Genomic DNA, 12,839 nt, shown 5'->3' with positions numbered 1-12,839 from the left:
TCATGGATGTCAGCACCTATATCGATGCCGTCTTCGCGGACATCCGCCGGAGAGACCCCCAGGAGAGCGAGTTCCACCAGGCCGCTCACGAGGTACTGGCCGCCATCCGCCCGGTGCTGAGGGCCCACCCCGAGTACGCCGAGGCACGCGTCGTGGAGCGGCTGTGCGAGCCCGAGCGGCAGCTGATGTTCCGCGTGCCCTGGGTCGACGACCGGGGCACGGTCCAGGTCAACCGCGGTTTCCGGGTGGAGTTCAACAGCGCGCTCGGCCCGTACAAGGGCGGCCTGCGCTTCCACCCGAGCGTCAACCTGGGCATCGTCAAGTTCCTCGGCTTCGAGCAGGTCTTCAAGAACGCGCTGACCGGTATGTCCATCGGCGGCGGCAAGGGCGGCGCGGACTTCGACCCCAAGGGCCGCTCGGACGGCGAGATCATGCGCTTCTGCCAGTCCTTCATGACCGAACTACACCGCCACCTGGGCGAGAACACCGATGTGCCCGCCGGTGACATCGGAGTCGGCGCGCGGGAGATCGGCTACCTCTTCGGCCAGTACAAGCGGATCACCAACCGCTTCGACGCGGGCGTCCTCACCGGCAAGCCGGTCGGCTGGGGCGGCTCGCACGCCCGGACCGAGGCCACCGGCTACGGGGCCGTGTACTTCGCCCAGGAGATGCTGGCCACGCGTGGCCTGACCTTCGAGGAGCGGCGCACGGTGGTCTCGGGCTCGGGCAACGTCGCCATCTACGCCATCGAGAAGGCGTACGCCCTGGGCGGGACCGTGGTCGCCTGCTCGGACTCCTCCGGCTACGTGGTCGACGAGGACGGCATCGACCTCGAATTGCTCAAGGACGTCAAGGAGGTACGCCGGGCCCGGATCGCCGAGTATGCCGAGGCCCGGCCCACCGCCCGCTTCTCCGCCCGGGGCTCGGTGTTCGACGTGCCGTGCGAGGTCGTCCTGCCCTGTGCGACCCAGAACGAGCTCGGCCGGCAGGACGCGGTGGCGCTCGTGAAGAACGGCGTGCTCGCCGTGTCCGAGGGCGCGAACATGCCCTGCACGCCGGAGGCCGTCGAGGTGTTCCGCGACGCACGGGTGCTCTTCGGCCCGGGCAAGGCGGCCAACGCGGGCGGCGTGGCAACCTCGGCCCTGGAGATGCAGCAGAACGCCTCCCGCGACCGCTGGACCTTCGAACAGACGGAGGACCGACTCGCCGCCATCATGAGGCGGGTGCACGCGCAGTGCCGCACCACTGCCGAGACCTATGGCGGTGACGCCGATGACTACGTCGTGGGTGCCAACATCACGGGCTTCCTACGGGTGGCCGAGGCGATGACGGCACAAGGCGTCATCTGATCCCTGCCGGCTCTCAGCCGGCAGTGCCGGGAGACGAGCGAGTCCCTCGCCCTCGACGCCCACGCGGGGCAGCGTTTTGTAGAGCCGAGTGGGCAGTTGCCAGGCGGACTTGTCGAGCAGGGCCGGCACGGCGCAGACTACGGCCGTCCTGACGACGAACGCGTCGAAGCGGACGGCCATGGCGATGGCGAGGTCGAAGCCGATCGTCTTGACCATGGTCTCATCGGCGCCGGCGAAGCCGGAGAACACCGCGATCATGACGACGGCGGGCGCCGTGACCATGCGACCGCCTTCCCGGCGGCCGGTCAGGACGGCCTGGCGCGGTTCCGCGCCGTGGACGTATGCCTCCCGCTTACGGGTGACCAGGAAGACCTCGTGGCCCAGACCGGCCCGAACGCGAAGCCGGCCATGAAATTCGGCACCAGACTCATCATGGGCCCGGTCTCCTCCGGCCCGAGGACCGGTGCCACCGAACCGGGGAATAAACCCGGCTGCGGCGGGAACGGGTGAGGGGCCGTCGATCTGCGTCCGCAACGGGATCGAAAGGCCGCCACCCCTGCCTTGCACGTGAATCCGACGGCTGGAGGTTCGCCTTTGCCGGTCAGCGCGGTGTGATGCCGTCGAAGGCGATGTCGAGGAGGCGTTCGCCGGCGTCGGGTGTGAGCTCGGCGACAGCCGCGATGGTGTTGGCCATCATGAGCAGTTCCATCGGTTTCATGTCCGGGCGGGCGGCACCGTGCTCGCGGGCGTCGGCGAGCAGTTCGGCCGTCGTCGCGACCAGCGGGTCGTGCCAGTGGCAGATGAGGTTCTTGCTCTCGCCGGCCGTGTTGAGTGAGGCCGAGGCCAGTCCGCGGCGGGCGGTGAGGTGCTCGATGAACAGGCGCATCCAGGCCTTGAGTGCCTGGCCGTTCTTCGAGGTTTCCAGAAGTCGGCGGGCGGCGTCGGTGAGCGCGTCCACCTCGGCGGAGTACACGGCCACCAGCAGGGTGTCGCGGGTGGGGAAATGCCGGTAGAGCGTGGCGTTGCCCACGCCCGCGCGCCGCGCGATGTCGTCCAGTGGGGCGTCGGGGCCGTACTCGAAGATGGCATCTCGTGCGGCCGCCACCAGCAGGTCGTAGTTGCGGCGGGCGTCCGCGCGCAGGGTCCGGGGGGCCATGGCTCGTAACCTCACACTCGCTAAACGGGGAATCCTCCGGGTAGGGTAGCATCGAGTCAACCGGATAATCCCCCGTTTATCTGCCGCCGAAAGGACCGAATCATGAGCTCTGTCCAATCTGAACTGATGGCCGTCTGTACCCGTAACGCCGCGGGCACCGACCAGCTGGACCGTGACCTGATGCTGTCGGCGTTCCACCCCGACGGGAAGCTGATCGTCCCGTCCATCGACTTCGTCGCCAAGGGCCACGAGGAGCTGGGCAAGCTCATCGATCTGCAGGCGGGGTTCGACAAGACCCTCCACTTCATCGGCAACTCCCGCTTCGAGGTCGGCGAAAGCGGCGACGCCGCCACCGGCGATATCTATGTCCTCGCCCACCACCTCAAGGACGGCAAGGTGCGGGTCTCCGCCATCCGCTACAACGACGTGTACAGCCGCCGGGACGGCGAATGGCGGCTCGACGAGCGAACGGTGAACATCGACTGGAACCACGTCCACGACACGATCGAGTCGGTTCTCTAGCGCGACACCTGTGCCTGGGGGCGTCTCAGGCCGAAGTGCGGGCTTCCTCCGCTCGTCATCGGCGACGCCTTCTTGTTTCCGCGACTGTGGCGGTCCGCTGGGCGTAGGCGGTCAGGGGATGTGTGGCGTGTCGGTGCCGGGTGCGGTGGAGTCGCATCCGACACCGGCCCAGACAGCACTCGCCTCGCGGCCGGCACGCCTGGCCTCGCTGCGATGACCATGGTCCGGCGACGACGTCCGTTCCGAGGTATGGCCAGGGATCTTCCTCTGGCGCCTGTGGCTCTCTCACCCGCAGGTCACCCGGATCTGGGCGGACTCGGCCCCCGCCCGTGATCTGCGGCCCGGCCGCCATGCCGGTCGTCTCAGGTCGCGCGAAGAAGACCGGGCCCCGCCTTGTTGCTGTGACCCGGCGCACCAGCATGGGGCATGCGTATTGTCACCTCGGCAGTGGCCCTCCGCAACGACGACCTGTCGGCGAGGGACGCGCCCGCTCCGGGATCCGTCCGGGTTTTTGCTGCGAAGTCAGACCCGTCGACCGAAACAGTCGTCATTGTCGCCATAGTAAACGCTTTCTGCTTTAGTGGGGTACGTCGGCTCCGGTGGGCGGCTCAAGCGGGAGGGCCCGGCGACCTCTGTCCGCAGCGGTCGTGGCCCCGGCGCACGACGAACCCCGGCCGTCGGGTGCGGACTTGTCGAAGGGACATCGCGTTGACCGTCGCGTGGCAGCAGGCCGAGTTCGTGCTCGGAGCAGAGGGCGCCTACGCCAACCCCTACACCGACGTGGAGGTCTGGGCCGACTTCACCGACGACGCGGGGACCACCGTGCGTCGCCCGGCCTTCTGGGACGGCGAAAGGGTCTGGAAGGTCCGCTTCGCACCTCCGTCCGGCGGACGCTGGACCTGGCGTACCCACAGCTCCGTCGCGGACCCGGGGCTGCACGCCGTGACGGGTGAACTCGACGTCCGGCCGCGGGCCGCCGACTCCCCGAACCCCTTCCTGCGCCACGGCTTCTGGCGGATGTCCCCGGGCGGACGGAACCTGGTGCACGCCGACGGCACGCCCGCACTGCTCGTCGCGGACACCGCCTGGGCCCTTCCCTGGCGGGCCACGGAGGACGCCGTACGCGTCTACGCCGCCGACCGCGCGGCCAAGGGCTTCAACGCCGTGCTGCTGATGAGTCTCCAGCCCGACATGGACGCCCGCGGTCCCCGGGACCGAACCGCTGACGAGGGCTTCGACGTCGCCTTCGAGGATCTGCCGGACGGTCACCTCGACCGCCTGCGTCCGTCCTACTTCCGGTACTTCGACCGCCTGCACGCCATGCTGCTGGAACACGGGATCGTTCCGGTGCTGCAGCCGGTCTTCCAGGGCTTCGGCTGGAAGGGGCTGCGCGCGGCCGGCGCGGCCGTTCCGTCCGACGAGTACGGGCGCTACTGCCGTTACCTGGTGGCCCGCTACGGTGCCGCCCCGGCCGTCTGGCTGGTGGGCGCGGACGGCAGCGGCAGCGAGCCGCAGATCGCGGCGGGCGGTCGCGAGATCGAGGAGTGGGACGCGTACGGGCAGCCGACCGGTGTCCACTACCGTCCGCACTCCCGCAACGACGCCCACCAGGACGCGCCCTGGCTGGACTTCCAGTGGTGCCAGACCGGCCATCGCGGTGAGCACGTCCCCGAGCGGGTCGCCGACATGTGGCGCAATCTTCCGGCCAAGGCGGTCGCCAACGGCGAGCCGACCTACGAGAACACCGGGGAGCACGGCAGAGCCGAGGGCTGGTGGCAGGGCCACGAGGCCTGGTCCAACCTCTGTGCCGGCGGCACGATGGGAGTGGTCTACGGCGCCGCCGGCCTGTGGCAGTGGCGCCTGCACCCGGCCGAACCCGGCCACCAGCCGTTCTTCCTCGCCCCGGACACCGGCTGGCGTGAGGCACTGGACTTCGCGGGATCACACCACGTCGGCATGATCGCCCACATCCTGGCGGGACTGCCCCTGGCGGACATGACCCCTGACTGGCAACTCACCTTCGCGCCACGCGGCCTGTCCGTGCCCGGCCTGCTCTACGTGACCTACGCCGAGCGCGGGGGCCCGCTGAGAATCCACCCCGACACCGATCACGCCGTACCCCGCCCCTACCGCGTCTACGACCCCCGCACCGGCGAGATCACCGGCACGGGCCACCGGCAGGAAGGGGACCTCGTCCTACCCGACGCCGGAGGAGCCCCGCGTGTCTTCATTTGCAACACGGCCTGGGCACCGGACAAGCCCGGGAGTCCGGCATAGCGGACGGCTCCCGCCCCGCCTGTGAGGCCGACGGCGCACGGGCGGGGCGGGAGCCGTGGGAGTTCCGGTGCCCTCGACGGCGAACAGAGCGGGACGGCTCCTGAGCGGAGCCGCCGGACGATCAGCGGGGCAGGCCCAGGCTCCGGGCGATCAGGCCGCGCTGGATGTCGTTCGTGCCGCCGCCGACGACGTACATGATGGAAAGGCGCAGGCCGTACTCGAAGGCCCCGCCGCCAGGCACCCCGGGCACCGACGCCGACAGCGCGGCGGCGGGGCCGAGGATGTCCAGGACGGCCTCGCCGAACCGTTCGGCGAGTTCACCGCCGAGGACGCCGGCCATCGGGGCCGCGAGGCGTGCGCCGGTGTCCTCGGCGGTGGCCCGGATCGCGGCGGCCACCAGGGCACGGGTGGCCTGTACGCCGACGGCCAGTTCCGTCAGCAGGGCACGGGCATGGGAACCGCGCGGACCGACGGAGGCACCCGGGTCCTCCCGGACGAGCGCCAGCAGGTCGTCGAGCTGGCGGTGCAGGGCGGCGGCGATGTTGCCCATGGCGATCCGCTCACCCGCGAGGGCGTCGGTGATGACCTTCCAGCCGCCGTTCACCTCACCCACGCGCAGGCTGTCGGGGACCCGGACGTCGTCGTAGAAGACGGTGCAGGCGATCTCGCCGGACAGCGCCCGATGCTGCTGCACGACGATGCCGGGCGTGTCCATGGGGACGAGGAACACGGTGATGCCCGCGTGCCGGGGCGTGGCGTCCGGGTCGGTCCGCACCGCCAGCCAGACCCACTCCGACTCGTGGCCGCCGCTCGTCCACAGCTTCTGCCCGTTGATCACCCAGGAGTCGCCGTCGCGGACCGCGTGGGTGCGCAGCGAGGCGAGGTCGGAACCGGCCTCCGGCTCGCTGTAGCCGAGGCAGAAGGCCAGCTGTCCCTGACGGATCAGCGGCAGGAACCGTTCCTGCTGCTCCGGGGTGCCGTGCTTGAGGATCGAGTCGCCGAGCAGGGTGACGGCGCCGAGCGCCTTGGTGATGGGGGCCCGTCGGTAGACGGCCTCCTCGTTGAGGACGACCTGCTCGGCCAGCGAGGCGCTGCGGCCGCCCGCCGCCGCGGGCCAGGTGAAGCCGAGCCAGCCGTGCTCCGCGACCGCTCGGGTCAGCTCCGCGTCCTCGCCCATCTCGATGCGGCCGAGCAGGTCGGCGTGCGCGTCGAGGAGAGCGCGCACCTCGGTGCGGAACGCCTCGCCCGTCTCGCCGAGGTCGCCCGTCGGCAGTGAACCGGTGCCCTCGACCAGGGTGTCGGCCACGTCGCCGGCGGCGCGGGACAGCGTCCGCAGGCGGGCGGTGTCGGCGTGGACGCGGCGGAACAGCCAGGGGGCGTCGTGCTCCTCGAAGTAGCCGATGGCCGCGAGGGTGTGGTGGGCCCCGAACTGCACGCGGGGAGCGGCGGCCCGGGCGTGCTCGACGGCGATCTCGGCGGCGAGCAGCCGGTCGGGCAGGCCGTGCTCCAGCGCCCGGACGGCGTCGGCGATCAGCAGGTTGCCCGCGCCGACGTCGATCTGGCAGGTGGCGGTGCGCTGCTGGACGGCGCCGAAGGAACCGATGACCTTGCCGAACTGGCGACGCTGCGTGGCGTGTTCGACGGCCATCTCGTGGGAGCGCTCGGCTGCCGCCAGGGCCCGGACGGCCAACTGGAGGCGGAGCAGGACCACGGCCTCGTCGGCGGTGCTCGCGTCGATCTCCACGGTGGCCGTCGGCTCGCCCGGCGTCACCGTGGACCAGGCCGGGACGGCGAGGCCGGCCGTCTCGTCCGCCCGGGTCACGGGGCGCAGCACCGCGGTGCCGCCGGTCGCGGGGAAGGTGAGCAGGTGGGTGGCCTGCCGTGCCGCGTCCAGATGCCGGAGCCGCTGCTCGGTGCCGTCGCCGACAGAGGCGATGACGCGCACCTCGCCGCGGCCGATGCCGTCGACCAGGGCCTCGTCGTGGGCGAGGAGGCGGGTGGCCACGAAGGCGTCCATCAGGGGCAACGGGCAGGCCGCCCGGCCGAGTTCGCGTACGGCGGCGGCAGCGGCGGCCAGTGCTCCCGCGGCGCCCAGCTCCAGCCAGCCCTGCTCGGCGGCAGACTGCCAGAGCTTGAGGAGATCGGCCTCGGGGGCCGCGGTGGGGCCGGGCCAGTGGCGGGTGAGTGTCCCGCGCACGCTCTGGGCGAAGGACGACACCTCGTCCGGGGTCATGGGCACGAGCGGTGTGATGGCAGTCATGCGGTTCCTCACAGAGGGAAGTGCTGCGGAGCACTTACGGAACGGAAGTCGTCGGTGATGACGTGTCGCGGACGCCGCCGTCGGGTCGGCCGGGCGCTGCGGGAGCACCTGCTGGTCGAGGCTCGGACCCTGCGTCCCGGTCCGGTTCCCGACACCGACACCGACACCGGCGCTGTCCACGGCGACCCGGCCCAGCTCGTGCGGCGCCGGCCGGTTCGCTGCCGTGGCGTGCGGCGCGTGCGGTCACACGGCGGTCTGGCCGCCGTCCACGACGAACTCGGAGCCGGTGGAGTAGCCGGACTCGTCGGAGGCCAGGTAGAGCACGAGCGCGGTGACCTCCTCGGGCCGGCCGGGGCGGCGCGCCGGGATGGCCCGGATGGCGGGGTGGTCGCCGGTGAAGCCGTACTTGTCCGTCATCGGGGTCACCACGACGCCCGGGTGGACGGAGTTGACCCGGATGCCCTCGGCGGCGAACTCCGCCGCCACGGACTTGGTCAGGCCCCGCACCGCGAACTTCGACGCGCTGTAGGCGGCGCCCAGTTGCACGCCGACCATGCCGGCCGTCGAGGAGACGTTCACGATGGAGCCGCCGCCGGCCCGCCGCATGGACGGGACGACCGCCTTCATGCCCAGGAAGACGCCGAGCTGGTTGATGTCGACGATGCGGCGGTACTCCGCCTCGGTCGTGTCGAGCAGCGCTCGGACCTGGCCGACACCGGCGTTGTTGACCAGGACGCCGACCGGGCCGAACGTCTCCTCCGCGAGCGCGACGACCTCGTCCCACCCGGCGGCCTCGCTGACGTCGTGGGCGAGGAAGCGCGCCTGGTCGCCGAGTTCGGCGGCGAGGGCCTCGCCCTCGTCCTTGAGCACGTCCGTGATCACCACGGACGCGCCCTCCTCGACGAAGCGCCGGGCGTGCGCGGCGCCCATGCCGCGCGCGCCACCGGTGATGACGGCGACCTTGCCGTCCAGTCTTGCCATGACGGATCTCTCTCCCGGGATCGTGGTGCTGGAGGTGGTGCTAGAAGGTGAGGACGGGCTTGACGACGTCCCCCTTCATCGCCGCGACCGCTTGGCCGATCTCCTCGAAGGGGAAGGCGGTGATGATCCGGTCGGCGGGGAAACGGCCCTGTGCGTGCCAGTCGAGCAGCAGCGGGATCAGCTCGTGCGGATTGGCATCGCCCTCGATGACGCCCCGGACCGTCTTGCCGAAGCCGATCAGGTCCCTGACGTCGAAGCCGACGTCCCCCGCCCCGAGGGCGACGAGGGCCAGCGAACCCCGGGTGCCGAGCGCCAGGGCGGCGTTGCGGACCACCGCGGGAACCCCGGTGGTGTCGAAGGCGTGGGTCGCGCCGCCCGAGGTGAGGTCCTTGATCTGCCCGACGATGTCCTCGGCGGCTCCGTCGAGGGTGTGGGTGGCACCCACCTGAGCCGCCAGATCGAGCCGCTGCTTCGCGAGGTCGACGGCGATGATGGTGCCGACGCCCAGCGCGGCCCCCGCCATGATCGCCGCCATCCCGACCCCGCCGGTGCCGAACACGACCAGGCTGGAGTCGGGGTCGGGGCACAGCACGTTCACGACCGATCCGGCGCCGGTCTGGAACCCGCAGCCCATGGGCGCGGCGGTCACGAGGTCGGTGCCCTCGGGGACGACGACGACGTTCTCACGTACGGCGATCGCGTGCCGGGCGAAGCTCGACTGGCCGAAGAAGGAGGACCACGCGTCGCCGCCCTGGCCGGTGAGGATCGCGCTGCCGTCCGGGCGGCGCCCCGAGGCGTTGAGGGCCTCGAACCGCTCGCAGTACGACCGGTGTCCGCCGGCGCACTGTGCGCAGATGCCGCAGCTGCGATAGCTCAGGACGACCCGGTCGCCGGGCTGCACGCCGGTGACCTCGGCCCCGGTCGCCTCCACGACACCGGCGCCCTCGTGCCCGAACACGGCGGGGATGCCCGCGGGCAGGACGGCCTTGGTGGCCAGGTCGGTGTGACAGACCCCGGTCGCCGTGAGGCGCACCAGGATCTCGTCGGGGCGAGGGTCGGAGATCTCGACGTCCTCGATGGTGAAGCCGCTGTCGGGGCCGTGCGAAACGGCGGCCTGGGTACGCATGTCATCCTCCAACTGGGCTGTTGTTCAAGCCTGTTCAGGCCTGTTCGGCGGGGCGGGCGCTGGGCGTGCGCTCCCGGACGGCACCCAGGGCATAGGCGAGGTAGCCGCGCAGGGCGTCCGCCTCGGCCTTCCCGGCCGGCGGCAGGATGCCCGCCGCGAGAGCGGCCGGAGCCGTGCTCGCGGCCACGGTCCGGCGGTGGCTGAAGGTCAGGAAGCCGGTCTTCCCGGAGTACGCGCCCATGCCGCTGCGGCCCACACCGCCCGACGGCGCGCCCTCCACGCCCCAGTGGACGGCGAGGTCGTTGCGGGAGACGCCGCCCGAGGTGGTCCGCTCGACGAAGCGGCGGAACTCCGGTCCGTCGGAGCCGAAGAAGTAGGCGGCGAGCGGGCTGGGACGGGTGTTGAGGTAGGCGATGACCTCGTCGAGGTCGTCGTACGGGTACACCGCCAGGACCGGGCCGAAGATCTCCTCGGTGGCGACGGCCATGTCCTCGGTGACGTCCAGCAGCACGGTGGGGGCGATACGGCGCCCCGCGCGCGCCGGCAGCTGGTCGGCCTCCTCCGGCGCGGCGATGGTCAGCACGCGCGCGCCCTTGGCCTCGGCGTCGGCGACCAGCGCCGTGACCCGGTCGAAGTTCTTGTCGTCGATGATCGAGACGACGTCCGGGTTGTCCAGCCAGGTCGGGAAGTGCGTCCGGACGGAGCGCTCGTATCCGGCGACGAACTCGTCGAGACGGGCGCGCGGTACGAAGACGTAGTCGGGGCAGAGGCAGATCTGACCGCCGTTCATCAGCCGCGTGCCGCTGACGCGTTCGGCGGCCATGGCGACATCGGCGTCCGAGCCGAGGACGACGGGGTTCTTGCCGCCCAGCTCCAGCGTCACCGGCACCAGGTTCGCACCGGCGGCCGCGGCCACCTTGGCACCGACCCCGGGGGAGCCGGTGAAGATGAGGTGGTCGAAGGGGAGCGAGGAGAACGCCGTCGCGGTGGCCAGCCCGCCCCGTACGACGGCCACTTCCTCGGGGGCCATCCGGGTGGCGACGGCCCGGGCGAACACCTCGGCGGTGCGCTCGGGTACGTCCGAGAACTTGATCATCACGCGGTTGCCGGCGGCCAGCGCCTCGATCGCGGGCTGCACGACGAGGACGACCGGGAAGTTCCAGGGCCCGACGACCCCGACGACGCCCTTCGGACGGGTCTGGACGAAGGCGGGTGTCCCGACCTCGGCGGAGCCGGGGACCTCCTCGTCCGCCATCCACTCCGCCAGCTCCCGGCGGATCAGATCCACACCCGGGATCACGCTGACGACGTCGCTCGCCAGGTTCATCAGGTCGGGCCGGGAGCCGAAGTCGGCGTCCAGGGCGGCGCTCAGTTCGTCGGCGTGCTCCAGGACGCAGGCGAGGAAGCGGTCGATGCGGTCGAGCCGTACGTCGAGGCTCGGCGGCCCCTCCGCGAGGAAGGCGGCCCGCTGGGCGTCGAGGAGGCGGCGCTGGAGTTCCGGGGAGGGGTCGGTGGCCGTGGCGTGCGGTGTCAGGGTGCTCATGTGCGGTCCTCTTTTTCGTACGGCGTTCAGACGGCGGGGTGGAAGACGGGGAGCGTCTCGCCGCCGTCGGGGCGTTCGAAGGCGACGGTGACGGGCATGCCGGCCCAGGGGCGTTCGCCGTCCCGCAGGCCGTGCAGGGGCGCGTAGAGCCAGGGGCCCTCGGTGAGTTCGAGCAGCGCGCTCGCCGTCTCCGCCGCACCCGCGCGGCTGTGGGCGACGGTCCACGAGACGACGGTCGCGGTGCCCGCGGCCGGTACCCAAGTGGCCTCGGTGCTCCGGCAGTCGGGGCAGGCGTCGGACTGGGGAGCGGCATGCGCCCCGCAGTCGGCGCAGCGGCGGATCAGGAGTTCGCCGCGGGCGGTCGCGTCGAAGAACAGCTCGGTGGCGACGTCGCGGTGGACGACGGGCAGGGTCATGGTGGCTCCAGGGCTCAGGCGTGCGGGTGGGGGCTGAGGACGAGCGTCGAGTGGTGGTCGAAGCAGCCGCCGTTGCCGCTGACCAGGACCACGTCGTGGCGCGGCACCTGCCGTTCGCCCGCCTCGCCGCGGGCCTGGATGACCGCCTCCGAGAGCGGGGTCATGCCCCACATGTAGTACGAGGAGAGCTGGCCGCCGCCGGTGTTGACCGGCAGCGACCCGCCCGGCGCGAGCGCCCCGCTCGCCGCGAAGGCCCCGCCCTCGCCCTTGGCGCAGAAGCCGTAGTCCTCCAGGGTGAGCAGAACCGTGAAGGTGTAGCAGTCGTAGAGCTCGGCCACGTCCACGTCGTCGATGCCGACCCCGGCCATCTTCAGAGCCTCCGGGCCCGCCTGGGCGGCACCGCTGACCAGGCCGAAGTCGCTGCCCCGGTGCATCGGGTAGCCGGGGTGGGCCTGCGCCCAACCCAGCACGTGCACGGGCGGCCTGCGCAGATGGGCGGCGCGCTCGGCGGTGGTGACGATGACGGCGACGCCGCCGTTGCTGACGAGGCAGCAGTCGAGCAGATGCAGCGGCTCGGCGATCAGCCTGGAGGCCTGGTGGTCCTCGACGGTGATCGGGTCGCGGAACTGGGCCCGGGGGTTCATCCCCGCCCAGGCCCGCTGGGCGACCGCGATGTGGGCGAGCTGCTCGCTGGTGGTGCCGAAGGTGTCCATGTGGCGGCGGGCGGCCACCGCGTAGCGGGGGGTGGCGCTCATCATCCCGGCCGCCGCCGTGAGTCCGGCCCAGCCGTGCGTGCCGAGGCCCGCGCCCGTGTACGCGGCACCGGTCGAGGTCTTCTCCTTGAGCGGGGCGTCGGCGAAGACGCAGGCGACGGCTTCTGCCATGCCGGCCCGGACCGCCATCGCGGCGTACTGCACCATGCCGCCGGCCGTGGAGCCGTACGCCTGCATCTCCGAGAGCAACCGCAGGTCACGCAGGCCGAGTTGGGACTGGAGACTCAGCCCGACGCCGGTGCTGACGCCGCTGCTGGTGAGCAGGCCGTCGAGGTCGGAGAGGGCGAGGCCCGCGTCCTCGGCGGCGCGGCGGACGGCGTCGGCCGCGAAGTCGGCGGCGCTCCGGCCGTAGACCTTGCCGGTCTCCGTGATGCCGAGGCCGGCGATGACGGGGCCCCGGGCGGTGTCTGTGGTCGTCACGATGGCTCAACTGCCT

11 protein-coding genes are annotated in these 12,839 nt (G+C 71.8%); 3 read left to right on the top strand and 8 right to left on the bottom strand.

What is annotated here, in order from left to right; all coding sequences use genetic code 11:
* Positions 1 to 2 precede the first annotated feature (2 nt).
* Positions 3 to 1,349: an NADP-specific glutamate dehydrogenase gene (gdhA, locus tag IEZ11_RS27260; protein WP_189265529.1), complete on the top strand. Its 1,347-nt coding sequence runs from the start codon at positions 3 to 5 to the stop codon at positions 1,347 to 1,349.
* On the opposite strand, the gene IEZ11_RS27255 is transcribed toward gdhA, so the two are convergent.
* Positions 1,308 to 1,916, bottom strand: a complete 609-nt coding sequence (locus IEZ11_RS27255; protein ID WP_373294981.1) for an MMPL family transporter — start codon at positions 1,914 to 1,916, stop codon at positions 1,308 to 1,310. The two genes, gdhA and IEZ11_RS27255, sit on opposite strands and share 42 nt — an antisense overlap.
* A gap of 34 nt (positions 1,917 to 1,950) precedes the next feature.
* Positions 1,951 to 2,505: a TetR/AcrR family transcriptional regulator gene (locus tag IEZ11_RS27250; protein WP_189265528.1), complete on the bottom strand. Its 555-nt coding sequence runs from the start codon at positions 2,503 to 2,505 to the stop codon at positions 1,951 to 1,953.
* A gap of 102 nt (positions 2,506 to 2,607) precedes the next feature.
* Between IEZ11_RS27250 and IEZ11_RS27245 the strand changes: the two genes are divergently transcribed.
* On the top strand, positions 2,608 to 3,027 hold the full coding sequence (locus IEZ11_RS27245; protein WP_189265527.1) for a nuclear transport factor 2 family protein: 420 nt from the start codon (positions 2,608 to 2,610) through the stop codon (positions 3,025 to 3,027).
* A 708-nt stretch (positions 3,028 to 3,735) separates the two neighbouring features.
* Positions 3,736 to 5,304: a glycoside hydrolase family 140 protein gene (locus IEZ11_RS27240; RefSeq protein WP_229713392.1), complete on the top strand. Its 1,569-nt coding sequence runs from the start codon at positions 3,736 to 3,738 to the stop codon at positions 5,302 to 5,304.
* Between the two features lie 121 nt (positions 5,305 to 5,425).
* Here IEZ11_RS27240 and IEZ11_RS27235 read toward each other — a convergent pair whose 3' ends face one another.
* The 6 genes from IEZ11_RS27235 to IEZ11_RS27210 all read right to left on the bottom strand — a co-directional run bounded on the left by IEZ11_RS27235 (position 5,426) and on the right by IEZ11_RS27210 (position 12,823).
* On the bottom strand, positions 5,426 to 7,564 hold the full coding sequence (locus IEZ11_RS27235; protein WP_229713391.1) for an acyl-CoA dehydrogenase family protein: 2,139 nt from the start codon (positions 7,562 to 7,564) through the stop codon (positions 5,426 to 5,428).
* A gap of 243 nt (positions 7,565 to 7,807) precedes the next feature.
* Complete coding sequence (locus IEZ11_RS27230) at positions 7,808 to 8,545, bottom strand: glucose 1-dehydrogenase (protein WP_189265525.1); 738 nt, start codon at positions 8,543 to 8,545, stop codon at positions 7,808 to 7,810.
* A 40-nt stretch (positions 8,546 to 8,585) separates the two neighbouring features.
* The gene (locus tag IEZ11_RS27225; RefSeq protein ID WP_189265524.1) at positions 8,586 to 9,671 is read right to left on the bottom strand and encodes an NAD(P)-dependent alcohol dehydrogenase; all 1,086 of its coding nucleotides are present in this window, start codon (positions 9,669 to 9,671) and stop codon (positions 8,586 to 8,588) included.
* A 34-nt stretch (positions 9,672 to 9,705) separates the two neighbouring features.
* Positions 9,706 to 11,214 (bottom strand): aldehyde dehydrogenase family protein, encoded by a 1,509-nt coding sequence (locus IEZ11_RS27220; protein ID WP_189265523.1) that lies wholly within the window; start codon positions 11,212 to 11,214, stop codon positions 9,706 to 9,708.
* A 26-nt stretch (positions 11,215 to 11,240) separates the two neighbouring features.
* Positions 11,241 to 11,630 carry a Zn-ribbon domain-containing OB-fold protein gene (locus IEZ11_RS27215; RefSeq protein ID WP_189265522.1) on the bottom strand — a complete coding sequence of 130 codons (390 nt, stop codon included), beginning with the start codon at positions 11,628 to 11,630 and terminating at the stop codon, positions 11,241 to 11,243.
* A gap of 14 nt (positions 11,631 to 11,644) precedes the next feature.
* Positions 11,645 to 12,823 carry a thiolase family protein gene (locus tag IEZ11_RS27210; protein ID WP_189265521.1) on the bottom strand — a complete coding sequence of 393 codons (1,179 nt, stop codon included), beginning with the start codon at positions 12,821 to 12,823 and terminating at the stop codon, positions 11,645 to 11,647.
* Positions 12,824 to 12,839 lie beyond the last annotated feature (16 nt).

It is taken from the genome of Streptomyces fuscichromogenes (assembly GCF_014645815.1).
Lineage (GTDB): Bacteria > Actinomycetota > Actinomycetes > Streptomycetales > Streptomycetaceae > Streptomyces > Streptomyces fuscichromogenes.
The sequence above is the reverse complement of the archived record's forward strand: the minus strand, read 5'-3'. Positions and strand labels throughout refer to the sequence as shown.